Below are 22,628 nucleotides of genomic sequence, written 5' to 3'. Positions count from 1 at the left end.
CATCATGCAAGAGAAAATCATTACCTTTGCGAGTCCCGTTTTTTTCTTATTGATCGCCATTGAATTTATCGTCGCCCGACGTCGTCAGCGTCATCTTTACCGAATTAATGATGCCATCAATAGTTTGAGTCTGGGCGTGATGAGTCAGATCATTGGTGTGTTTTTAAAAGTCCTGGCGGTCGGTGTTTATACCTGGGTCGTGCAGCATTATGCGATCTTTCATTTATCCGGCGATGATTGGTGGGTCTGGGTGTCCGGCTTGTTGCTGTATGACTTCTTGTATTACTGGCTGCACCGTATGGGGCATGAGACCAATCTTTTGTGGGCGGCGCATGTCGTCCATCATCAGAGTGAAGCATACAACCTGACTACCGCACTACGCCAGACCAGCACCGGCGCTTTGTTTGGCTGGATTTTTTATTTGCCGCTGGCGGTGCTCGGCTATCCTGTGCATGTATTCATCATCGTTGCATTGATCGATTTGCTATATCAGTTCTGGATCCATACCGAACAGATCGACAAGCTCGGCTGGTTTGATCGCGTGTTCGTGTCACCATCTAATCACCGGGTACATCACGGTGTTAATGATCTGTATCTGGACAAAAACTACGGTGGCATTTTAATCTTGTGGGATCGCTTGTTCGGTACCTTTATCGAGGAACAAGATGCACATCCGGTGGTATTCGGCACACGCAGTCCATTACGCAGCTGGAATCCTCTCTGGGCGAATCTGGAAGTGTATAAAGCCGTTGCTGCCGATGCCTGGAGCACACGTAACTGGTGGGATAAATGCCGTATCTGGCTGATGCCGCCAGGATGGCGTCCTGCCGATATTGCGGCAAGCGAACCGGCGAAATCCTTCGATATACTACGTCCCGAATACAATCCGCCACTGAGTGGAACACGAATGTGGTATTGCCTGATCCAGTTCGCAGTGAGCTTGCAAGTTGCCACTCATTTTCTGACAGTTGCACCCGTCGCTCATGCCGCGCAATTGGTGCCGTATGCAATCTGGCTCGTCGCCGGACTATGGATCGTCGGCGGTTTAATGGAACAAAAACGCTGGCATACCGGATATATCGGATTGGAAGCAGTGCGACTAGTAGCCACATTATTGATGGTCGTTGTCAGCGCTAGCTGGTTTCAATTAGTCGCTTTACCAGTGATGGCACAGATGGCAATCGCTACTGCCTGTATTGCCTCACTTATCTCACTCGGACTCATTTTTAAGACTGCTGGGCATGGACATCTTTCACGTTAATGACACACAAGTTGTACTGAATCCGGATGCATCGGTCCAGCCGCAAGGATTTATCTGGCTCGATGCAACACATGATGAGGTGAATCTGAATCCCGAAGCATGGCGCGAAGAGGTCGCACGACTGACAGGTACACAAATTTATGATTTGCATTTAAAAGACGCGGTCAATTTAACTCACCCGTCTTACTTCGATGCGACCCAGGATTATGAGATGGTAGTGTTTCGCAAACTGGCATTGAATGGTGAAGCGAGTGCATTACCAGTCGCAGAACAAAGCGAGCAACAAAAGCGCAAGATTCCTGCTGCCCTAAATAAATTAATGACGGTACCGGTCTCGTTTTTTTTGATGGGTAATGCACTAGTCACTGTCCGTGCAGAAAAAAGCCGCACCATCGATAACGCGCGTACCCGCCTGCTCAACTACAAACACAAAGCAGAGGGTAACGGTCACTCCAGTCGCCTGCCCTGCTCGCCAGAGGATCTGATGTTACGGCTGCTTAACGCGATGGTGGATCAGTATCTGGAATTACGTCAGCCACTGACCCAGCAGCTCGATCGCTGGCAACATGCACTGCTTGATCCGCGTCGGCCTTTTAATAACTGGATGGCGCTGCTCGACTCGCGGCTGGAATTGCGTAAGCTCGATAATCTTTGCGAGGAACAACGTGACGCATTGCAGGAGTTACGTGACCACATCGTCGATGCGCATGACGGTAGCGACAGCAATGATGGCCGCGCCAAGGATTTGCTGCTGATTCGGACCAACGATGTGATGGAGCATATCAGCCGTGTCCTGAACCATGCCCGCCGCCTGGAAGCATCGCTGGAATCGGCAGTGCAAATTCATTTTTCTGCGATGGCACACCGGACCAGCGAGATCATGCGTACGCTGACCGTGATCACCGCGCTGTTTATGCCGCTGACCTTGATTACCGGCGTATTCGGGATGAATTTCGAAGTCATGCCTTTACTCAAAAATGCATCGGGATTCTGGATCACAATGGGTGCCATGCTGCTGATCGTGATTGGATTGTTAATCTACTTCCGCAGTCAACGCTACCTTGAAGATCAGGCAAGCCGCCGTCGCGACTGATATCCGTCTCATATACTGGGGTGGAGTAGAAGAAAAAATAGGCATTCATACGCAATGATTACCTAGGGATTTAAAAATACTCCCCAATATTCAAATAAATATAAAGAAACCATATGCAAGAACTCAGCTTTCTCTGGCACGACTACGAAACCTTCGGCGCACAAGCGCGGCGCGATCGTCCCGCTCAATTCGCCGCGATCCGCACCGACGCTGAACTCAATGAAATCGGCGATCCCATCATGCTGTACTGTCAGCCGGCGAATGATTTTTTACCGGATCCGCAATCGTGCCTGATCACGCATATCACGCCACAAACCTGTCTTGAGTGCGGCATCCCAGAATATGAATTTGCCGCAAAAATTGAACGTGAACTAGCCCAAACCGGCACCATCGGCGTTGGTTACAACACCATCCGCTTTGACGACGAGATTACTCGCTTTATGTTCTGGCGCAATCTCATGGATCCATATGCGCGCGAGTGGCAAAACCAATGCGGCCGCTGGGACATCATGGACATGCTGCGCACCACCTATGCGCTACGCCCGGAAGGCATCAACTGGCCAACCAATGACGAAGGCAAGCCCAGCTTCAGACTTGAGCATCTGACCGCAGCAAATGGCATTGCACATGAGGCGGCGCATGATGCCTTGTCCGACGTGCGTGCCACGATTGCGCTGGCGCGTCTGGTACGGGAAAGGCAGCCGAAGCTCTTTGACTTTTGTCTGGCTTTGCATAAGAAAGATAAGGTCGCTGCAGAAATCGGTTTGCCGATGATGGGTAAAGCGTTTCTGCATGTATCTGGCATGTTCCCGACCGAGCGGGGTTGTCTCGCGCTGATGTGGCCGCTGGCAGTCCATCCCAAAAATAAAAACGAAGTCATCGCCTGGGATCTCGCTCACGATCCGGCAGAACTGGCAACGCTAGACGCCGCAACGGTGCAATTACGCATGTTCAGCAAAACCGGCGATCTGCCTGAAGGCGTTAGTCGCCTGCCCGTGAAGACGATACATTTAAACAAATCACCAATCGTCATCGGCAATCTCAAAACCCTGTCACCGGCAATGGCAGAGCGCTGGAAAATCGATATGAATGTAATACAAGACCATATCGACAAAGCCACCGTATTGATGAGCGATCACGCTGAATCATTACGCGCATTGTGGGAGCAAGTATATGCACCGCGCGATCACGAGACAGCGGATGTCGATGAAGATCTGTATGGCGGCTTTGTGGGTACAGGAGACCGGCGTTTGCTAAACGATCTGCGTACGATGACACCGGAACGTCTGGCACAGGCACAGCCAGATTTTCAGGATGGTCGCTTAAGCGAATTGCTGTTCCGCTACCGCGCAAGGAATTTTCCTGACAGCCTGAATGAAATGGAACAAACGCAATGGGAAGAACATCGCGTTGCCAGACTACTTGATGGTGAGGGCAAGGCACGCAATGTCGATCAGTACTTCAACGAGATTGACCAATTGTCGGAAGACGCAAGTGAAGCTGACGAAGAGATCTTGGGGGCACTATATGACTACGCGGAAATAGTAGTGCCTGCGAGGTAGATGTTGCAGCGTAACTTGCAAATTAGAAAAAGGGCATTTCATCACAATTTACTGCGTCTGGAAATACTGATTATTAATACGAAGAATGATGCAACTCATATATTTTTTAAAATATTCCGCGTCGACATAAATAACTGCCTGCTATCTCTTAGCCAAGCATATACTTGACAAGATATAAGCAATCAACTTCTCTGTCCTTGAATCTATTCTGGTTGCGCTCTATAGTTTTTATCTAAAACTTTTTTGATTGGAGAAAAACATGACTCTGCGTTTAGGTGATATCGCTCCTGATTTTGAACAGGATTCTTCGATAGGCAAATTGAATTTTCATTCTTGGGCAGGCGATTCTTGGGTTGTTTTATTTTCCCATCCTGCCGACTTTACACCTGTCTGTACGACAGAGTTAGGCTTGACGGCCAAGTTAAAACCAGAGTTTGATAAACGCAATGTCAAAGCGATTGCCTTGTCCGTCGATGGCGCAGATTCACATTTGCAATGGATCAAGGATATTGAAGATACGCAAAAAACCATCGTTGGCTTTCCTATTATTGCCGATGCAGATAAAAAGGTCGCCACGCTTTATGACATGATTCATCCTAATCAGTCAGAGACAGTAACGGTACGGTCATTATTCATCATAGATCCAAAGAAAAAAGTACGCCTGATCATCACCTATCCGCTGACGACCGGACGTAACTTCGACGAGGTCTTGCGTGTCATTGACGCACTTCAACTCACCGATGCTTATTCTGTTGCAACGCCCGGTAACTGGCGCGATGGGGATGATGTGATTATTCCTTTATCAATCAAAGATGAAGATGTGATCAAACAAAAGTATCCGAAAGGCTATACCGCCGCTCGTCCTTATTTACGTGTTACCCCCCAGCCGAACAAATAATTAAGTGACATCACTCCATGTGAATCTATACCGACCCACATTAATTGTTGGTATCGTAAATATGACAAAAAAGCCCCGAAAATATCGGGGCTTTTTTGTCGCCAAACCTGACGCAAGCTCAAAAAACTACGCACATCGAAACTCGTTAAGTACCTCAAAAAAAGAGTTGTTGAGGAAGATTTCATTTCTTCCACAGTAACGCCAAAATCCAGACTGGTAAGCGCGTGCTTCATTGTACGAACCACTTCAAGCTCTCAGAAAGCTCCCGGGAAGTTGGTAATATAAGAACGGTCAATCCCAACACGTATTACGGCGGGTCGTTTGAGAACTGACACCGAAAAATCACCATTACCGAATACATCAAACAACAATAACGTCTAAACCTCGGGTTGATAAAACGAATTTGCCACTTTTAACAATGCTATCTAAAAGAATGTTGATCGAGTTAGCTAACTAACACCGTTAGTTAGCGAATAGTTCGGTACTACTCGATATTCGCAGTGCTTAACGATGTTAAAAATTTCTCTGCATTTTGATACCCAATGACACGACCAGCGACGATTTCTTCACCGCGCTTATTGAAGAAAATAATCCCTGGCGGCCCGAACAAGTTAAAGCGTTTTAAGAGTGCCTTATCGTCGGCATTATTGGCGGTCACATCAACCTGCAATAACAGCATTTGCTCCATCTGGGCTTTGACTTTGTCGTCGGTGAAGGTGAGTTTTTCCATTTCTTTACATGACACACACCAGTCTGCGTAGAAATCGAGCACTGCTGTTTTACCTTTAGATTGTGCGATGGCAGCGTCTAGTTCTGCAACCGACCTGACTCGCGTAAAGCTAACACCATGTTTTTGTCCGCCCATCAGATGTGCCAACGGAGCAAAAACATCGCGTCCCCCGGTGAGAATACCGGCCAATTGAGCCGCACCAGCCAAAGCAAAAATAATGGCGAATCCTTTTGAATACAAATTCCCTTTGTGCAAAAACAGCAGATAGATCGCATAGCTGATAAGCAATACAGACCAAGCTACCATTTGTGACCAGACGGGTATCACCGGCGACACCATCCAGATTGCCATCGCGAGCATGAGCACGCCAAAGAAACGCTTGATGCTTTCCATCCAGGCACCCGCGCGCGGTAGCAGGCTGCCCGCAGACAAACCAACTAATAACAAAGGAACACTCATTCCCATTGCCATTGCAAATAAGGCAGAACCGCCAACAACCACATCACGGGTTTGACTGATATAGACCAAAGCACCGGCCAATGGCGCCGCGACACAGGGACCGACAATGAGTGCCGACATCGCCCCCATTAAAAAGACGCCGATTAACTTACCGTTACGCTGACCTTCAGATGCAACCGTCAGTTTTGTTTGCAACGCGGCAGGCACCTGCAACTGATACACACCAAACATGGCAAGAGACAAAATCACCATGAGCAATGCAAACGCGCTCAGCACCCAAGGATTTTGTAATGTTGCCGCCAAGCCCTCACCCAGGAGCCCGGCAGCAACGCCCAATGCGGTGTAAACAAGCGCCATACCAAGCGCATACATCATAGAAAGCAGAAACCCACGACTACGGCGCACAGAGGTGCCTTCACCAACGATAATGAATGACAAAATAGGCACCATAGGTAGTACACAAGGTGTGAACGACAAACCCAATCCGAGTAAGAAAAATAAAGGCAGAATGACGATTAACTTACCACTCTTCAATGCAGCGCTGATGCTGCTGATCTCAGTAGTTGAGGTCTGACCCTGGCTATTGGCGCCATCAGAAACTGGTTTGGTCACGGGGGTGTCCACCTTAGCCGACGCATCGGCACCAGCAAGTGTAAACACCGCCTCTTGGGGCGGATAACACAATCCCTGATCGGCACAACCCTGACTGGTCACTTTCAAATTAAAATTACCAGAAGCTTGTATTGGAACTCTCACTACAATATCGTGGCGATAAGTTTCGACTTCTTTTTGAAAGGTTTCATCAAACTTGACTTTACCTTTAGGGAGCACTGGCTCACCTAATTTGCTATTGGTCGAAACAAACTTCAAACGTTCGCGATATAAATAGTAGCCATCAGCAATGTGAAAACTGACCTCAGCAACACCGGGCTCACTCATTGTGGCGCTGACTTTGAATGCGACCTCAGGGTCTAAAAAATCCTCCGCCTTGATTGAGGTAAATGTCGTTGCTAACGCAATGAATAAACTGAGGAAAGCAGTCCATCTAATATGAAACTTAGACAAGCAGTTTGAAAAGCGAATTTGAGAATACGTCGTAAAAGTTTTCATGCAGATCCTGTTTCATGGAGAACCCATTGCAGATAAGCCGGTAAGCCTTGCGTGATGGGAATGCCGATAATTTCTGGTATTTCGTAAGGATGAATGCTCTGGATAAGAGTTTGTAAAGCCGTATATTTTGCTTCGCTCGTTTTGATCAACAAGGCAATTTCTGTTGCAACCTGAGGTATTTCATTCCAATTATAGAAAGACCTGATTGCTGGCAGTACGTTCACGCAAGCCGCCAATTTATTTTCCAGAGGTGAGTGAATAATCGCCTGAGCAACGGCTTCATCCGGCACATTGGTCATCACGAGCAACACTTTATCCATATTTGCGCACTCATTCTGGAAATAGATAATCCGTGATTCTAACAAGGTCTGACTGATCATGCCCGTCACCTTATGATACGTACGAATGTAAAAAAGCCAGGCAATGCCTGGCTTTTTTCGATGCTTTATACGAACAGGAAATTACTCTGCTGTCGGCGCTGCATCAACATCAGTAACTTCTGGACGATCTAACAGTTCTACGTAGGCCATAGGCGCGTTGTCACCAACACGGAAACCCATTTTCAAAATACGCAGGTAACCGCCGTTACGATTTGCGTAACGTGGACCGAGTTCAGCGAACAGTTTCAAGACCATTTCGCGATCACGCAAACGGGAGAAAGCCAAACGCTTGTTAGCCAATGTGTCTGTTTTACCCAAAGTCAGAATCGGCTCGATAACGCGGCGCAGTTCTTTTGCTTTTGGCAAAGTTGTTTTAATAGCTTCGTGGCGCAACAACGATACTGTCATGTTGCGCAGCATTGCCAGACGGTGGGAAGAGGTACGATTCAGCTTACGTAAGCCGTGACGATGACGCATGATATTTCCTTTCAGATTTTTAAAATAATTCCAGCTCTTCTATCACTGAGTTTTACAGTGCGGGCCGGTAATTGCTTGAGATTACTAATACAACCGCTACTACTTACTACTACCAATTTATGAGCAGCCTAAATACTTTTTGCTATCCAGGCATGACCATAATTTACTTTTCCAGGCCAGCTGGTGGCCAATTTTCCAATTTCATGCCGAGAGACAAGCCACGAGAAGCAAGAACTTCTTTGATCTCGTTCAAAGATTTGCGACCCAGATTTGGTGTCTTCAACAATTCATTCTCGCTACGTTGGATCAGATCACCGATGTAGTAAATGTTTTCTGCTTTCAAACAGTTAGCTGAACGTACTGTCAATTCCAGATCATCGACTGGACGCAACAGAACTGGATCAACCGCTGGTGCGCGTGATGGCGCTTCAGCGGCAGCTTCTGTACCTTCCAGAGCAGCGAAGACATTCAATTGATCAACTAAAACTCGGGCGGACTGGCGAATCGCTTCTTCTGGCGTAATAACGCCATTCGTTTCGATATTAATAACCAGTTTATCCAGATCTGTACGCTGTTCTACACGCGCAGACTCAACGGAGTAGGATACACGGCGCACTGGGGAGAATGACGCATCCAGTATCATGCGACCGATCGTTTTGTTCGCATCTTCGGACAAACGACGAACGTTACCTGGTACATAGCCACGGCCTTTTTCAACCTTAATCTGCATATCCAGCTTACCGCCGGCTGTCAAATTAGCGATAACGTGATCTGGATTAATCAGCTCTACATCATGCGGCAAGTCGATATCAGAAGCCAGTACTGCGCCTTCACCATCTTTCTTTAATGTCAGCGTGACTTCATCACGGTTATGCAACTTGAAGACGATGCCTTTCAAGTTCAACAAAATATCTACAACGTCTTCTTGAACGCCATCTAAGGATGAATATTCATGAACGATACCGGCGATAGTAACTTCTGTCGGCGCATAACCAACCATAGAAGACAACAATACACGACGTAAAGCATTGCCTAATGTATGGCCATAACCACGTTCGAATGGCTCCATCACAACTTTAGCGTGACCAGCACCCAACATTTCCACGTCAATAATACGTGGCTTCAATAAATTGTTTTGCATAACTATGTCCTTTTCAATACCCTCGACTCGTTACGTCGATAAGGCTGATGGCACTAAAGAAAAAAGCCTGCCTATCAAAAACAGGCAGGCGGTGAAACTTAAATATTAACGTGAGTACAATTCAACAATCAGAGACTCATTGACATCGTGAGCGATGTCGCTACGATCTGGCATAGACTTAAAAGTACCTTCCATTTTCTTTGGATCTACTGAGACCCATGAAGGCATACCAGTTTGCTCTGCCAGAGAAAGCGCTTCAACGATACGTACTTGTTTTTTCGATTTTTCACGAACAGCAACAACATCACCAGCCTTAACTTGGTAGGAAGCGATATTCACTACGATGTTATTTACTGTGAATGCTTTGTGACTTACGAGCTGACGTGCTTCAGCGCGTGTGGAACCGAAGCCCATGCGATAGGCAACGTTGTCCAGACGTGATTCCAGCAATTTCAACAGCGTTTCACCTGTGTTGCCTTTTTGACGGTCAGCTTCAGCGAAGTAACGGCGGAACTGACGTTCCAAAACGCCGTACATACGTTTAACTTTTTGCTTTTCGCGCAACTGGTTACCGAAATCAGAGGTACGAGCACCGGAAGTGCGACCATGCTGACCTGGTTTTGCGTCAAGTTTGCATTTTGAATCTAATGAACGACGTGCGCTCTTCAGGAACAGATCCGTGCCTTCGCGACGGGATAATTTTGCTTTTGGTCCGATATAACGTGCCACGATATTTTCCTTGTAAATGACGTAATGTTTTCTACACTACGCTAGTCTGATCTGCCTGCAATCAGACGGTGGTCTTAACAACAAAGACGGTGTCTTTGCCAATTCTAAAACTTCCACAACGCAAAATCCGCCAACGAAATGGCGGGTCTGCATTCTAGCGGAGATTCCCCAAGAACGCCAGCAGAGAATAACTCTGCTTAGATACGACGACGCTTTGGAGGGCGGCAACCGTTGTGCGGAACTGGAGTGACGTCTTGAATCAGGGAAATTTTAATGCCCAGATTGTTCAACGCGCGCACTGAAGATTCGCGACCTGGGCCTGGGCCTTTGATACGAACTTCCAGATTTTTGATGCCGCATTCTACAGCAACTTTACCAGCTGCTTCTGCTGCAACCTGCGCTGCAAACGGTGTAGATTTACGTGAGCCTTTGAAACCCGCACCACCAGCAGTTGCCCATGACAGCGCATTGCCTTGACGATCAGTGATCGTGATGATGGTATTGTTAAATGACGCGTGTACGTGGGCAATACCCTCGGCTACGTTTTTTTTAACTTTTTTACGAGCGCGGGCTGCGGCTGCGTTATTTTGTGCTTTTGCCATAATATTTCCTTGAATCTAGTTACCTAGATTATTTCTTCAAAGATTGCGCTGCTTTACGTGGGCCCTTACGTGTACGAGCATTCGTACGTGTACGTTGACCACGGCAAGGCAAGCCCTTACGATGACGCAGGCCGCGGTAGCAACCTAAGTCCATCAAACGCTTGATGTTCATCGAGAGTTCACGACGCAAGTCACCCTCTACGACGAATTTTGCAATCTCGTCACGGAGTTTTTCCAGTTCGTTGTCGTCCAGATCTTTAACTTTTTTATTAGTTAAAACACCGGTAGCGGCGCAGATGTCTTCTGCGCGTGGGCGGCCAATACCATAGATAGCCGTTAGGCCGATTACGGTATGCTGATGATTTGGGATATTAACCCCTGCGATACGTGCCATTCGTTATTCCTCGTCAATAACCTGAATTAACCTTGACGCTGTTTATGGCGTGGTTCTGTGCAAATTACACGAACTACACCTTTGCGCTTGATGATCTTGCAATTGCGGCAAATCCGCTTAACTGATGCGAGAACTTTCATTTTTTGCCCTCTTCCTTCTTTACTTGGTTACTTAGTACGGAACACTATTCGCGCCCGGCTCAAATCATAAGGCGTCAATTCCACTGTCACCTTATCACCTGGAAGAATGCGAATATAATTCATACGCATTTTTCCAGAAATATGGCCTAGTACAATATGCCCGTTTTCCAACTTAACTCGAAATGTTGCATTTGGAAGATTCTCAAGAATCTCACCCTGCATCTGTATAACGTCGTCTTTTGCCATTCGGTCTGCTGTTCCTCTGAGTGCTACCTTGAAGGTATGCCACCCTTGAAATTTGCTTTACGAAGAAGCGATTCGTATTGCTGTGACATCACATAGTTCTGCACTTGTGCCATGAAGTCCATCGTCACTACCACGATAATCAATAATGATGTACCGCCGAAGTAAAATGGAACCTTCCAGTGTGCCACCAAGAACTCTGGCAACAAACAAACCAAAGTAATGTAAAACGCTCCGGCCAAAGTCAGACGCATCAAAATTTTATCGATATAACGCGCTGTTTGATCACCTGGGCGAATACCTGGTACAAATGCACCGCTCTTTTTCAAGTTATCTGCAGTCTCTTTGCTATTAAAAACTAAAGCAGTGTAGAAAAAACAGAAGAAAATAATTGCAACGGCGTATAACAAAGCATGAATCGGTTCGCCAGGAGCCATCGATGCAGAGAGATCCTTTAAGAAGCGAATAAAACCGCTATCTGAAGACTCCATACCTTTGGTGAACCAACTTGTAATCGTCGCAGGAAACAAAATAATAGAAGAAGCAAAAATCGGAGGAATTACACCAGCCATATTCAGCTTCAACGGCAAGTGACTGCTTTGTCCACCGTATACTTTATTTCCTACCTGACGCTTCGCATAATTGACCAGGATTTTACGCTGACCACGCTCTACGAATACTACAAAGAAGGTTACTGCAGCGGCAATCAAGCAAATCAATAATGCAGAGAAAGCATTCATAGAACCTGTACGAACTAGTTCAAACAGACTAGCCAAACCATTGGGCAAACCTGCTGCAATACCTGCAAAAATGATGATCGAAATACCGTTCCCTAATCCACGCTCAGTAATTTGCTCACCTAACCACATTAAAAACATGGTGCCGGTAACCAAAGTGACTGTCGTAGTGAAGCGGAATGCCACGCCAGGATCAATCACCAGTCCGGGCTGAGCTTCAAGACCGAAGGCAATGAAATAAGCCTGTAAAGTTGCGAGCACCAAGGTTCCATAACGCGTATATTGTGTAATCTTACGACGACCAGATTCGCCTTCTTTTTTTAAGGCTTCTAATTGAGGCGAGACTATCGACATCAACTGCATGATAATAGATGCAGAGATATACGGTGTGATCCCTAATGCAAGCACAGCGAATCGTGACAATGCACCACCGGAAAACATATTAAACATCCCCAAAATACCACCTTGGTTTTGCTTAAATAACTCGGCCAATGCATTAGGATCAATGCCTGGAACCGGTATGTGCGCACCTATCCTATATACAACTAATGCCCCCAGTAAGAACCATAGTCTTCCCCAGGGAAAACCACTGGCGGCACTTTTAGCTTGTTGTGGAGATGTTGCCAATTATTGCTCCAGTGTCAGCACTGATTAAGCGACTGAGCCGCCAGCAGCTTCGATTGCAGCTTTAGCGCCTTTTGTAGCGATCAAACCGTTCAAAGTTACTTTTTTAGTGATTGTACCTGCCAGGATCACGCGAACAACGCGAGCCAATTCAGACACTACACCAGCTTGTTTCAAGGCCAGAATATCGATTTCAGTCACTGGTAAATTTTCCAGATCTGTCAGACGAACTTCTGCTTTATATGGCGCTGCCAAAGATTTAAAACCACGCTTAGGCAAACGACGTTGCAAAGGCATTTGACCGCCTTCAAAACCGACTTTGTGAAAACCACCTGAACGAGACTTTTGACCTTTATGACCACGGCCTGCTGTCTTACCTAAACCAGAACCGATACCGCGACCAACACGACGTTTGTAGTGTTTTGCGCCATCTGCTGGCTGGATTGTATTTAATTCCATAATTTGCTCCGATCGCAAACCTAACGGCTTACGATACAACCTTCACAAGATACGAGACTTTGTTGATCATGCCACGTACGGATGGTGTGTCTTGCAATTCAGAAACTGAATTCACACGACGCAAACCCAACCCACGGACCGTAGCGCGATGAGACTCACGAGTCCCGATCAAGCCTTTGACCAAAGTTACTTTTACTGTCTTTGTCATTTCGCTCACCTTAGCCCAGAATTTCTTCAACGGACTTGCCACGTTTCGCAGCGATTTCCGATGGCGTACTCATTTTGGACAAACCATCCAAAGTTGCACGAACCATATTGTATGGATTAGTAGAGCCGTTGGATTTAGCAACGACGTTAACCACACCCAATACTTCGAAAATAGCGCGCATTGGTCCGCCCGCAATAACGCCAGTACCCTCTTTAGCTGGCATGATCATCACTTTGGATGCACCATGACGACCTGTAACGGCGTGCTGCAACGTACCGTTGTTTAAAGTCACCTTGATCATCTTGCGACGTGCTTCTTCCATTGCTTTTTGTACGGCGACAGGAACTTCTTTCGATTTTCCCTTACCCATACCGATGCGGCCATCGCCGTCACCAACGACTGTCAGTGCTGCGAAACCCATGATACGACCACCTTTAACCACTTTGGTTACACGGTTGATCGCGATCATTTTTTCGCGCATGCCATCATCTGGCTTGTCGGCTGCCGTTTTCGCTTGCATTTTTGCCATGACGAATTTTCCTTAGAACTTCAGACCGGCTTCACGCGCGGCTTCTGCCAACGCCTTGATGCGGCCGTGGTAACGGAAACCGGAGCGATCAAACGCGACCTCGGTAACCCCTGCTTTCAATGCTTTCTCTGCAACGCGCTTGCCGATCAATGTTGCTGCGGCTGCATTGCCACCATTGCCAGACGCTGCTGCCAACTCTGCACGAACTTCTGCCTCTAGGGTAGAAGCCGACGCTAACACTTTGGCATCTGGGCCAATGATGTTTGCGTAGATATGCAGATTCGTACGGTGCACCGCCAAGCGGTTCACCTTGAGTTCTGCGATCTTGGCACGGGTTTTAGTCGCGCGGCGCAGACGTGATTGTTTCTTGTCCATCGTCAACCCCTATTACTTCTTCTTGGTTTCTTTAATCACAACCACTTCGTCCGCGTAGCGGACACCCTTGCCTTTATACGGCTCTGGGCTGCGGTATGCACGGACTTCAGCTGCTACCTGACCTACTTGCTGCTTGTTGATCCCTTTAATCAGGATCTCAGTAGGTGTTGGTGTAGCGCACGTTACGCCTTCCGGCATTTGGTGCACAACTGGATGTGAAAAACCCAAGGACAAATTTAATTTGTCGCCTTGTGCTTGCGCTTTATAACCAACGCCAACCAACGTGAGTTTTCTTTCGAAGCCTTTAGTAACGCCGTTAACCATGTTATTGACCAGAGCACGTAATGTGCCTGTCATTGCATTGGCTTCACGACCATCATTGGCTGGTGAAAAACTCAAAGTACCGTTATCGTTCGCTATTGTGACCAAGCCATTTAAGCCTTGAGTCATCGCGCCCATTGGGCCTTTTACTGAAATCGCTTCTGCCGAGATATTAACTTCTGCACCTGCTGGCAAAGCGATTGGCATTTTACCTACTCGTGACATCTTGCACTCCTTAGGCGACGTAGCAAATAACTTCGCCACCGACACCGGTTGCGCGTGCTTTGCGGTCAGTCATGACGCCTTTTGGTGTGGAAACAATCGCCACCCCCAAACCGTTCATCACACTTGGGATTTCGTCTTTACCTTTGTAAATACGAAGACCAGGACGTGAAACACGTTCCAAGCGCTCAATAACAGGACGTCCTGCATAATATTTCAAACCGATTTTCAATTCGGATTTACCTGCAGCTTCAACAACTGCGAAATCCTCAATGTAACCTTCATCTTTAAGTACGCTTGCGATTGCAATCTTTACTTTGGAAGATGGCATCGCAACAGCAGTCTTTTGAACAACTTGCGCGTTACGGATGCGGGTCAGCATATCGGCGATAGGATCGCTCATACTCATTGCATATTCTCCTATTACCAGCTGGCTTTAGTCATACCCGGAACTTCACCACGCATGGCGACTTCACGGAGTTTAATACGGCCCAAACCGAATTTACGGAATGTTCCACGTGGACGACCTGTCAAGGCGCAGCGATTGCGCTGACGAGTCGGATTGGAATTACGTGGCAATGCCTGCAATTTGAGGCGAGCTTCATAACGCTCCTCCTCAGATTTTGATTGGTCATCAATGATGGCCTTCAATTCGGCGCGTTTGCCAGCGAATTTCTTCACCAGATCTGCACGCTTTTGCTCACGATTAATCAGTGCCAATTTTGCCATGGCGACCTCAGTTTCTGAACGGGAATTTAAATGCGGCGAGAAGGGCTTTCGCTTCTTCGTCGGTCTTTGCTGTCGTCGTGATACTGATATTCATACCACGCAGCGCGTCAATCTTGTCGTACTCGATTTCAGGGAAAATGATCTGTTCCTTGACGCCGATATTGTAGTTACCACGACCATCAAACGCACGACCAGACACACCACGGAAGTCACGCACACGCGGCAAAGCCACTGTAATGAAACGATCCAGGAATTCATACATTTGAGCGCCACGCAAAGTTACCATACACCCAATTGGATAACCTTCACGAATTTTGAAGCCAGCAATCGCTTTACGCGCCTTAGTGACAACAGGCTTTTGACCAGCAATCTTCGTCAAATCACCAACAGCGTGCTCAATGATCTTTTTATCAGCAACTGCTTCTGACAAACCCATGTTCAGGGTGATTTTCAAGATACGAGGCACTTCCATTGAAGATTTGTAAGAGAATTTCTCTGTCAAATCAGCAACAACTTTTTCTTTATAAAATGCTTGTAGACGGGCCATGATGTTATGCCTTCACAACTTCGCCAGTCGACTTATAGGTGCGGACTTTCTTACCATCCACAACCTTTAAGCCTACACGGTCTGCTTTACCAGATGCGGCGTTAAACAACGCGACATTGGAAACATGAATCGGCATCAATTTATCAACGATGCCACCAACTGCGCCAGTCATTGGGTTAGGCTTAGTCGCTTTTTTAGCAACATTAACACCTGCGACAACAACGTAATCAGCTCCAACGCATTGCTGAACTTGACCACGCTTACCTTTGTCTTTACCCGTCAAGACGATGACTTCGTCGTTTTTACGAATTTTGCTCATGACGTTCCCTTACAGCACTTCTGGAGCAAGCGAAACGATTTTCATGAAACGCTCAGTACGCAGTTCGCGTGTCACTGGGCCGAAAATACGAGTTCCGATAGGCTCAAGCTTTGCATTTAACAAAACTGCAGCATTGCTGTCGAACTTTACCAAAGAGCCATCTTGACGACGAACACCTTTAGCAGTGCGAACTACAACTGCATTGTAAATCTCACCTTTTTTTACACGACCGCGAGGAGCAGCAGATTTCACAGTGACCTTAATTACATCACCGATACCCGCATAACGACGCTTAGAGCCGCCCAACACTTTAATGCACAACACTTCACGCGCACCAGTATTGTCAGCCACTTCTAGCCGGCTTTCTGTTTGAATCATAATGTTCTCTTTCCCAACTTAATCCACACAATCCGCACGATGCAAATCTGTAGTCAGTCTTGGTCCCGCCAGCCAACCCAATACACAACAAACAATGCACGAGCCAACTGATTAGGTGGACGAATTTTTAATTACTTTCACAACGTATTTACTGTCGCGAAAGGCATTTAGGCTGTCACTTACAAGTTTTGCAAATGACAGCCAACTATTATTACATCAAAAAACGATTTGTGCAATAACTTTATAAAACTTGAGCAACTTGAACCACACGTGTCACTGTCCAAGCTTTAGTCTTGGAGATTGGACGACCTTCTTGAATCTCGACAGTGTCGCCAGCCTTTGCCTGGTTTGCTTCATCGTGTGCATGGTACTTGTTAGTACGGACGATGATTTTGCCATACAAAGGGTGCTTGACGTGACGTTCAACGACCACTGTTACGGTCTTGTCCATCTTGTCAGAAACAACCTTGCCAATCAATGTGCGCTTCAATGCCACCTTAACTTGATCGTTCATTATTTGGCATCCTTCTGATTCATGACAGTTTTTACGCGTGCGATGTCGCGACGAACCTTCTTCAATTGAGAAGTATTATTCAGCTGTTGCGTAGCAATTTGCATACGCAGGCTAAACTGAGCCTTCAACAATTCATTCAGTTCTTTCGTCAAAGCCGCCTGATCCTTACCTTGGAGTTCAGATACTTTCATTTACAACTCCTATTATTGGCCGACTTGACGCACGACGAACGTAGTCAATAACGGCAGTTTAGCTGCAGCCAAGCGGAACGCTTCGCGTGCCAGCGCTTCATCAACGCCATCCATCTCATACAACATTTTGCCTGGTTGAATCTCAGCAACGTAGTACTCAGGATTACCTTTACCATTACCCATACGAACTTCCGCTGGCTTTTGGGAGATTGGCTTATCCGGAAAAATACGAATCCAGATACGGCCACCACGTTTGATATGACGAGTCATAGCACGACGTGCCGCTTCGATTTGACGCGCAGTAATACGACCACGGCCAACCGCCTTCAGACCAAATTCACCAAAAGAAACAGCTGTGCCGCGAGTATGTGAAATACCCTTATTACGGCCCTTTTGCTCTTTACGATACTTTCTGCGTGCTGGTTGCAGCATGATTATTCTCCTGCTTTCTCAGCCGGTGCTGCTGCTACGCCATCCGCCTTAGTGCGAGCACGTTTGGCTGCTGGAGCTGCTGCTGTACCGGGTGTGTTTTGTCCTTCTGGGCGCTTAGTGCGAGGACGGCTATTTGGCTTGCCATCATCACGACGCGGACCACGACGTTTTTTATCGTCTTCTGGAGTGGATTCAATCACCGGTGCGTCGCCATTAGCTAAACGGTCACCTTTGTAAACCCATACCTTAACGCCAATAATGCCGTAGGTTGTCGATGCTTCGCCGAAGCCGTAATCGATATCAGCACGCAATGTATGCAGAGGCACGCGTCCTTCGCGATACCATTCTTTACGTGCGATCTCAATACCATTCAAACGACCACCAGACATGATCTTGATACCCTTAGCACCCAGACGCATTGCGTTTTGCATCGCACGCTTCATAGCGCGACGGAACATAATACGTTTTTCCAGTTGCTGAGCAATGGAATCAGCGATCAATTGGGCATCGATTTCTGGCTTGCGAATTTCTTCGATATTGACATGCACAGGCACGCCCATCAACTTCGCCAGATCAGCCTTCAATACTTCAATGTCTTCGCCTTTTTTACCGATTACAACACCCGGACGGGAGCTATAAATAGTAATACGAGCATTTTTTGCCGGACGCTCAATAGTGATACGACCTACGGATGCGTTTTTCAGTTTTTTCTTCAGATATGCACGTACTTTCAGGTCTTCACCAAGCATAGAGGCAAAGTTACCATTGCCTGCATACCAGCGTGATGACCAGTTACGCGTTACCGCAAGACGAAAACCGGTTGGATGTATCTTCTGTCCCATCGTGACTCCTTAATTACCGACAGTCACGTAAATGTGACAGGATTGTTTAGAGATACGATCACCACGACCCTTAGCGCGTGCTGTGAAACGCTTCAGGATCGCACCTTTTTCAACATAGATAGTCTTCACTTTCAACTCATCGATGTCGGCGCCATCATTGTGCTCAGCGTTTGCAATTGCAGACTCCAACACTTTCTTGATGATTGTTGCGCCTTTTTTCGGGCTGAAGGCCAAGATATTCAATGCTTGATCTACTTTTTTACCGCGAATCAGATCAGCCACCAGGCGACCTTTTTGCTCAGACAGACGCACACCGCGCAGAATTGCTTTAGTTTCCATCATTGCACCTATCTCTTAGCCTTTTTATCGGCGGCGTGACCCTTGAACGTACGAGTCAACGCGAATTCGCCAAGTTTGTGACCAACCATGTTTTCGGATACATATACTGGCACATGCTGCTTACCATTATGTACCGCGATCGTCAGGCCAATGAAGTCCGGCATAATTGTCGAACGGCGTGACCATGTCTTGATTGGTTTTTTGTCTTTAGTTGCTTGCGCAGTTTCGACTTTTTTCACCAAGTGGGCGTCGCAAAACGGCCCTTTTTTCGCTGAACGTGTCATGTGTTATCCCTTATTTCTTACCACGGCGTGAGACGATCATCGAAGTAGTACGCTTATTGCGACGTGTCTTCTTACCCTTGGTCTGTTGACCCCATGGCGATACTGGATGACGGCCGGCTGCAGTTTTACCTTCACCACCACCGTGCGGGTGATCGACCGGATTCATTACCACACCGCGAACGGTAGGACGAACACCGCGCCAACGCATCGCACCAGCTTTACCAATCTTACGCAGATTGTGCTCGCCGTTACCGACTTCACCGATCGTTGCACGACATTCTATGTGAATGCGGCGAACTTCACCGGAGCGCAAACGAACCTGTGCGTAAGTACCATCACGAGCCATCAACACAACACCAGCACCGGCTGTACGCGCAATCTGAGCACCTTTACCTGGCAGCATTTCGACGCAATGCATCGTAGTACCAACTGGAATATTGCGAATAGGCAAGCAATTACCAGATTTGATCGACGCTTGCGAGCCATTCATTACCTGATCACCGACAGCCATACCTTTAGTTGCAATGATGTATTGACGCTCACCATCCGCATAGCACAACAAAGCGATGTGCGCAGTACGGTTAGGATCGTATTCAATACGCTCAACTTTTGCAGGGATACCGTCTTTAGTACGCTTAAAGTCCACCAGACGATAATGCTGCTTGTGACCACCACCAATATGACGGGTAGTGATGTGACCGTTATTATTACGGCCAGCAGTTTTTGATTTCTTCTCCAACAGAGCAGCAAACGGACGGCCTTTATACAGACCCTCAGTTACCACTTTCACCATACCGCGACGACCTGGTGAGGTTGGCTTCATCTTAACGAGTGCCATGCTTATGCCCCCTCAGTGAAGTTGATTTCCTGACCCGGCTTCAAGCATACAAAAGCACGTTTTGTATGATTGCGACGGCCATTAAATCTACCGGTACGTTTTTGTTTACCTTGGCGATTTGCAACTTGAACAGATTCAACTTGAACCTTGAACAGCAATTCCACGGCGGCTTTAATTTCTGGCTTGGTTGCATCTGGCATTACCAGAAAAACCACTTGCTCATTCTTTTCAGCAACCATAGTTGCCTTCTCAGAAATCACAGGAGCCAGCAACACCTTCATCAGGCGCTCTTCGCTATGCTTAACTAATGCGTTCATGCCAGCATCTCCTCAATCTTTGCCAATGCAGGCTTAGTGATCAACACTTTCTTGTAGAACACCAAAGAAACTGGATCAGCGTAGCGTGGCTCAACGACCAAAACATTTACCAGATTGCGAGCAGCCAACATTAGATTTTCGTTGAATTCTTCAGTAATAATCAAAACCGAATCCAAGCAACCCATTGCCTTCAACTTATCAGACAATAATTTTGTCTTTGGAGCATCAACAGCCAGAGTATCAACGACATTCAAACGACCTTCACGAGCCAACTGAGACAAAATCGAGCAAATACCTGCGCGATACATCTTCTTGTTAACTTTGTGAGAGAAATTCTCATCAGGCGAGTTCGGGAATATACGACCACCTCCGCGCCACAGCGGGGAAGAGGACATACCAGCACGAGCGCGACCAGTACCTTTTTGACGCCAAGGCTTCTTGGTTGTGTGATGAACTTCTTCACGATCCTTTTGCTTACGATTGCCACTACGAGCATTCGCTTGAAAAGCAACAACAACTTGATGAATCAAAGCTTCGTTGTAATCACGACCAAAAATAGTATCAGGAGCAGCAACATTAGATGCAGCTTGACCTTGTTCGTTTAGGAGCTTCAGTTCCATAGATTAAGCCCCCTTCTTTGCTTTAACTTTAATAGCAGGAGATACAATCACCTGACCATTTTTCGCACCAGGCACAGCACCCTTCACCAGCAACAACTGACGCTCAGCATCAATGCGAGCGATTTCCAGATTTTGCACAGTACGATTCACATCACCCAAGTGACCGGTCATACGCTTACCAGGAAAAACACGACCTGGATCCTGCGCCATACCGATAGAACCTGGCACGTTATGTGAGCGAGAGTTACCATGAGTTGCACGACCAGAAGAGAAATGATGGCGCTTGATAGTACCGGCATAGCCCTTACCAATCGTAACACCCTGCACGTCTACTTTTTGACCAGCTTCGAACAAACCAACAGGCACAACATCACCCGCCTTGAGTTCAGCAGCTTTAGCAGCATCGACACGGAATTCTTTTAAGACAGTACCAGCTTCAACACCTGCTTTTGCGAGGTGACCTGCAGCCGCTTTTGTTACGCGGGATGCACGGCGCTGACCGAAAGTTACCTGAACAGCGGAATAACCGTCTGTATCAGGAGTTTTGATTTGTGTCACGCGATTGTTAGATACATCTAAAACTGTGACTGGAATTGAATCACCGTCATCAGTAAAGATACGCATCATACCAACCTTGCGACCAACAAGGCCCAAGCTCATTGTTTTCTCCATTCCCACCTACGATTGGGTGGGGCTGACTGTTTAAAAAACTTAAACGAATAGGTCAGCACAAGCCGACCCACATCTAAGCCTTCGATTATAGCCTGCAAAATTTAATTTCACAAGACTAATTATTTGAAAATACCAAAAATTGTGGTATGTGGCATTTTCAGAAAAATTTATTGCAATTTAATTTCAACATCCACACCAGCTGGCAAATCCAACTTCATCAACGCATCGACAGTTTTATCTGTCGGATCAACGATATCCATCAGACGCTGATGAGTGCGAATTTCGAATTGATCGCGGGAAGTTTTATTCACATGCGGGGAACGCAGAACGTCAAAACGCTGAATACGCGTTGGCAAAGGAACCGGTCCTTTAACAACCGCACCAGTGCGCTTAGCCGTTTCAACGATTTCCAGTGCAGACTGGTCGATCAACTTGTAATCAAACGCTTTCAAGCGGATGCGGATTTTTTGATTTGTAGACATAACAATCCTATAAAGAACGAGCCGACACCTAACTTGGGACGGCATTTTAAACAAAGAACGAATATTAAAAAGTCGGCTGTCATACCAAAAAGTATGACAGCCGACTAGTGTACTACAAAATTAAAGCAAACCAACAAACAAATCACCTAAATTAGGTGATTTGCTCGGCAAGTTTATTACTCAATAATTTTAGCAACGACACCAGCACCAACAGTACGACCACCTTCACGGATCGCGAAGCGGAGACCTTCTTCCATCGCGATCGGGTTGATCAGCTTGACTGTGATGGAGACGTTGTCACCCGGCATGACCATTTCTTTGTCTTTCGGCAACTCGATCGAACCAGTCACGTCCGTTGTACGGAAGTAGAATTGTGGACGGTAGTTGTTGAAGAATGGTGTATGACGACCGCCTTCGTCCTTGGACAGGA

At 46.9% G+C, this 22,628-nt stretch carries 35 protein-coding genes and 1 pseudogene; 4 read left to right on the top strand and 32 right to left on the bottom strand.

The window, feature by feature from the left end; translation table 11 throughout:
• Positions 1 to 4: 4 nt before the first annotated feature.
• The 4 genes from ACO0LE_RS09960 (at position 5) to ACO0LE_RS09945 (ending at position 4,814) form a co-directional block, all read left to right on the top strand.
• A complete protein-coding gene (locus ACO0LE_RS09960) occupies positions 5 to 1,261 on the top strand; it encodes a sterol desaturase family protein (RefSeq protein WP_422960215.1) in 1,257 nt (418 codons plus the stop codon).
• A complete protein-coding gene (locus tag ACO0LE_RS09955) occupies positions 1,242 to 2,354 on the top strand; it encodes a magnesium transporter CorA family protein (protein WP_422960214.1) in 1,113 nt (370 codons plus the stop codon). The genes ACO0LE_RS09960 and ACO0LE_RS09955 overlap by 20 nt, the downstream gene beginning before the upstream one ends.
• A 113-nt stretch (positions 2,355 to 2,467) precedes the next feature.
• Positions 2,468 to 3,916 carry an exodeoxyribonuclease I gene (sbcB, locus tag ACO0LE_RS09950; protein WP_422960213.1) on the top strand — a complete coding sequence of 483 codons (1,449 nt, stop codon included), beginning with the start codon at positions 2,468 to 2,470 and terminating at the stop codon, positions 3,914 to 3,916.
• 259 nt (positions 3,917 to 4,175) lie between these two features.
• Positions 4,176 to 4,814, top strand: a complete 639-nt coding sequence (locus ACO0LE_RS09945; RefSeq protein WP_422960212.1) for a peroxiredoxin — start codon at positions 4,176 to 4,178, stop codon at positions 4,812 to 4,814.
• A 484-nt stretch (positions 4,815 to 5,298) separates the two neighbouring features.
• Here ACO0LE_RS09945 and dsbD read toward each other — a convergent pair whose 3' ends face one another.
• The 32 genes and pseudogenes from dsbD to tuf form a co-directional block, all read right to left on the bottom strand.
• Positions 5,299 to 7,113, bottom strand: coding sequence for a protein-disulfide reductase DsbD (gene dsbD, locus ACO0LE_RS09940; RefSeq protein ID WP_422960211.1), 1,815 nt, complete (start codon positions 7,111 to 7,113; stop codon positions 5,299 to 5,301).
• On the bottom strand, positions 7,110 to 7,493 hold the full coding sequence (gene cutA, locus ACO0LE_RS09935; protein WP_422960210.1) for a divalent-cation tolerance protein CutA: 384 nt from the start codon (positions 7,491 to 7,493) through the stop codon (positions 7,110 to 7,112). Before cutA ends, dsbD begins: the two co-directional genes overlap by 4 nt.
• An 81-nt stretch (positions 7,494 to 7,574) precedes the next feature.
• Entirely contained in the window at positions 7,575 to 7,970 is a 396-nt protein-coding gene (gene rplQ, locus ACO0LE_RS09930) for a 50S ribosomal protein L17 (protein ID WP_262835016.1), read from the bottom strand.
• 163 nt (positions 7,971 to 8,133) lie between these two features.
• Entirely contained in the window at positions 8,134 to 9,111 is a 978-nt protein-coding gene (locus tag ACO0LE_RS09925) for a DNA-directed RNA polymerase subunit alpha (RefSeq protein WP_262835015.1), read from the bottom strand.
• Between the two features lie 105 nt (positions 9,112 to 9,216).
• Positions 9,217 to 9,840 carry a 30S ribosomal protein S4 gene (rpsD, locus tag ACO0LE_RS09920; RefSeq protein WP_422954715.1) on the bottom strand — a complete coding sequence of 208 codons (624 nt, stop codon included), beginning with the start codon at positions 9,838 to 9,840 and terminating at the stop codon, positions 9,217 to 9,219.
• Between the two features lie 197 nt (positions 9,841 to 10,037).
• Positions 10,038 to 10,442 (bottom strand): 30S ribosomal protein S11, encoded by a 405-nt coding sequence (gene rpsK / locus ACO0LE_RS09915; RefSeq protein WP_110255932.1) that lies wholly within the window; start codon positions 10,440 to 10,442, stop codon positions 10,038 to 10,040.
• Between the two features lie 28 nt (positions 10,443 to 10,470).
• Positions 10,471 to 10,836 carry a 30S ribosomal protein S13 gene (gene rpsM / locus ACO0LE_RS09910; RefSeq protein ID WP_262835013.1) on the bottom strand — a complete coding sequence of 122 codons (366 nt, stop codon included), beginning with the start codon at positions 10,834 to 10,836 and terminating at the stop codon, positions 10,471 to 10,473.
• 26 nt (positions 10,837 to 10,862) lie between these two features.
• Positions 10,863 to 10,976: a 50S ribosomal protein L36 gene (gene rpmJ, locus ACO0LE_RS09905; protein WP_014004415.1), complete on the bottom strand. Its 114-nt coding sequence runs from the start codon at positions 10,974 to 10,976 to the stop codon at positions 10,863 to 10,865.
• A gap of 27 nt (positions 10,977 to 11,003) precedes the next feature.
• Positions 11,004 to 11,222 (bottom strand): translation initiation factor IF-1, encoded by a 219-nt coding sequence (gene infA / locus ACO0LE_RS09900; RefSeq protein WP_014004414.1) that lies wholly within the window; start codon positions 11,220 to 11,222, stop codon positions 11,004 to 11,006.
• A 23-nt stretch (positions 11,223 to 11,245) separates the two neighbouring features.
• The gene (gene secY, locus ACO0LE_RS09895) at positions 11,246 to 12,583 is read right to left on the bottom strand and encodes a preprotein translocase subunit SecY (protein WP_422960209.1); all 1,338 of its coding nucleotides are present in this window, start codon (positions 12,581 to 12,583) and stop codon (positions 11,246 to 11,248) included.
• Positions 12,584 to 12,607: 24 nt separating this feature from the next.
• A complete protein-coding gene (gene rplO / locus ACO0LE_RS09890) occupies positions 12,608 to 13,039 on the bottom strand; it encodes a 50S ribosomal protein L15 (RefSeq protein WP_422960208.1) in 432 nt (143 codons plus the stop codon).
• Between the two features lie 28 nt (positions 13,040 to 13,067).
• Positions 13,068 to 13,247: a 50S ribosomal protein L30 gene (rpmD, locus tag ACO0LE_RS09885; protein ID WP_126771746.1), complete on the bottom strand. Its 180-nt coding sequence runs from the start codon at positions 13,245 to 13,247 to the stop codon at positions 13,068 to 13,070.
• Positions 13,248 to 13,257: 10 nt separating this feature from the next.
• Positions 13,258 to 13,776, bottom strand: coding sequence for a 30S ribosomal protein S5 (rpsE, locus tag ACO0LE_RS09880; protein WP_262835004.1), 519 nt, complete (start codon positions 13,774 to 13,776; stop codon positions 13,258 to 13,260).
• A gap of 12 nt (positions 13,777 to 13,788) precedes the next feature.
• Positions 13,789 to 14,151, bottom strand: coding sequence for a 50S ribosomal protein L18 (gene rplR, locus ACO0LE_RS09875; protein ID WP_422960207.1), 363 nt, complete (start codon positions 14,149 to 14,151; stop codon positions 13,789 to 13,791).
• A gap of 12 nt (positions 14,152 to 14,163) precedes the next feature.
• A complete protein-coding gene (gene rplF, locus ACO0LE_RS09870) occupies positions 14,164 to 14,697 on the bottom strand; it encodes a 50S ribosomal protein L6 (protein WP_422960206.1) in 534 nt (177 codons plus the stop codon).
• A gap of 10 nt (positions 14,698 to 14,707) precedes the next feature.
• Positions 14,708 to 15,103, bottom strand: coding sequence for a 30S ribosomal protein S8 (rpsH, locus tag ACO0LE_RS09865; protein ID WP_422960205.1), 396 nt, complete (start codon positions 15,101 to 15,103; stop codon positions 14,708 to 14,710).
• A 14-nt stretch (positions 15,104 to 15,117) separates the two neighbouring features.
• Positions 15,118 to 15,423, bottom strand: coding sequence for a 30S ribosomal protein S14 (gene rpsN / locus ACO0LE_RS09860; protein WP_153236341.1), 306 nt, complete (start codon positions 15,421 to 15,423; stop codon positions 15,118 to 15,120).
• Positions 15,424 to 15,430: 7 nt separating this feature from the next.
• Positions 15,431 to 15,970 (bottom strand): 50S ribosomal protein L5, encoded by a 540-nt coding sequence (gene rplE, locus ACO0LE_RS09855; RefSeq protein ID WP_422954720.1) that lies wholly within the window; start codon positions 15,968 to 15,970, stop codon positions 15,431 to 15,433.
• Between the two features lie 4 nt (positions 15,971 to 15,974).
• On the bottom strand, positions 15,975 to 16,289 hold the full coding sequence (gene rplX, locus ACO0LE_RS09850; protein ID WP_422954721.1) for a 50S ribosomal protein L24: 315 nt from the start codon (positions 16,287 to 16,289) through the stop codon (positions 15,975 to 15,977).
• Between the two features lie 9 nt (positions 16,290 to 16,298).
• Positions 16,299 to 16,667 (bottom strand): 50S ribosomal protein L14, encoded by a 369-nt coding sequence (gene rplN / locus ACO0LE_RS09845; protein ID WP_016836029.1) that lies wholly within the window; start codon positions 16,665 to 16,667, stop codon positions 16,299 to 16,301.
• A 241-nt stretch (positions 16,668 to 16,908) separates the two neighbouring features.
• Entirely contained in the window at positions 16,909 to 17,181 is a 273-nt protein-coding gene (rpsQ, locus tag ACO0LE_RS09840; protein WP_422954722.1) for a 30S ribosomal protein S17, read from the bottom strand.
• On the bottom strand, positions 17,181 to 17,372 hold the full coding sequence (rpmC, locus tag ACO0LE_RS09835) for a 50S ribosomal protein L29 (RefSeq protein WP_186917408.1): 192 nt from the start codon (positions 17,370 to 17,372) through the stop codon (positions 17,181 to 17,183). The genes rpsQ and rpmC overlap by 1 nt, the downstream gene beginning before the upstream one ends.
• 12 nt (positions 17,373 to 17,384) lie before the next feature.
• Positions 17,385 to 17,804, bottom strand: a complete 420-nt coding sequence (gene rplP, locus ACO0LE_RS09830) for a 50S ribosomal protein L16 (RefSeq protein ID WP_188566869.1) — start codon at positions 17,802 to 17,804, stop codon at positions 17,385 to 17,387.
• A 2-nt stretch (positions 17,805 to 17,806) separates the two neighbouring features.
• Entirely contained in the window at positions 17,807 to 18,646 is an 840-nt protein-coding gene (rpsC, locus tag ACO0LE_RS09825) for a 30S ribosomal protein S3 (RefSeq protein WP_422960204.1), read from the bottom strand.
• Positions 18,647 to 18,655: 9 nt separating this feature from the next.
• Positions 18,656 to 18,988: a 50S ribosomal protein L22 gene (gene rplV / locus ACO0LE_RS09820; protein ID WP_188566867.1), complete on the bottom strand. Its 333-nt coding sequence runs from the start codon at positions 18,986 to 18,988 to the stop codon at positions 18,656 to 18,658.
• A 5-nt stretch (positions 18,989 to 18,993) separates the two neighbouring features.
• Positions 18,994 to 19,269 carry a 30S ribosomal protein S19 gene (gene rpsS, locus ACO0LE_RS09815; protein WP_262834994.1) on the bottom strand — a complete coding sequence of 92 codons (276 nt, stop codon included), beginning with the start codon at positions 19,267 to 19,269 and terminating at the stop codon, positions 18,994 to 18,996.
• 10 nt (positions 19,270 to 19,279) lie between these two features.
• Positions 19,280 to 20,107 carry a 50S ribosomal protein L2 gene (rplB, locus tag ACO0LE_RS09810; RefSeq protein ID WP_422954724.1) on the bottom strand — a complete coding sequence of 276 codons (828 nt, stop codon included), beginning with the start codon at positions 20,105 to 20,107 and terminating at the stop codon, positions 19,280 to 19,282.
• A gap of 2 nt (positions 20,108 to 20,109) precedes the next feature.
• Positions 20,110 to 20,424 carry a 50S ribosomal protein L23 gene (gene rplW / locus ACO0LE_RS09805; RefSeq protein ID WP_354330054.1) on the bottom strand — a complete coding sequence of 105 codons (315 nt, stop codon included), beginning with the start codon at positions 20,422 to 20,424 and terminating at the stop codon, positions 20,110 to 20,112.
• The gene (gene rplD, locus ACO0LE_RS09800; RefSeq protein WP_262834991.1) at positions 20,421 to 21,044 is read right to left on the bottom strand and encodes a 50S ribosomal protein L4; all 624 of its coding nucleotides are present in this window, start codon (positions 21,042 to 21,044) and stop codon (positions 20,421 to 20,423) included. The genes rplW and rplD overlap by 4 nt, the downstream gene beginning before the upstream one ends.
• Positions 21,045 to 21,047: 3 nt before the next feature.
• Positions 21,048 to 21,704, bottom strand: coding sequence for a 50S ribosomal protein L3 (gene rplC, locus ACO0LE_RS09795; protein WP_422954726.1), 657 nt, complete (start codon positions 21,702 to 21,704; stop codon positions 21,048 to 21,050).
• Positions 21,705 to 21,883: 179 nt separating this feature from the next.
• The gene (gene rpsJ, locus ACO0LE_RS09790; protein ID WP_262834989.1) at positions 21,884 to 22,198 is read right to left on the bottom strand and encodes a 30S ribosomal protein S10; all 315 of its coding nucleotides are present in this window, start codon (positions 22,196 to 22,198) and stop codon (positions 21,884 to 21,886) included.
• A 176-nt stretch (positions 22,199 to 22,374) separates the two neighbouring features.
• A pseudogene (tuf, locus tag ACO0LE_RS09785) lies at positions 22,375 to 22,628 on the bottom strand (elongation factor Tu); the annotation flags it as partial.

The organism is Undibacterium sp. Xuan67W, assembly GCF_049340165.1.
Lineage (GTDB): Bacteria > Pseudomonadota > Gammaproteobacteria > Burkholderiales > Burkholderiaceae_D > Undibacterium.
Note: the sequence above shows the minus strand (reverse complement) of the source record. Positions and strands in the feature narration are given on the sequence as shown.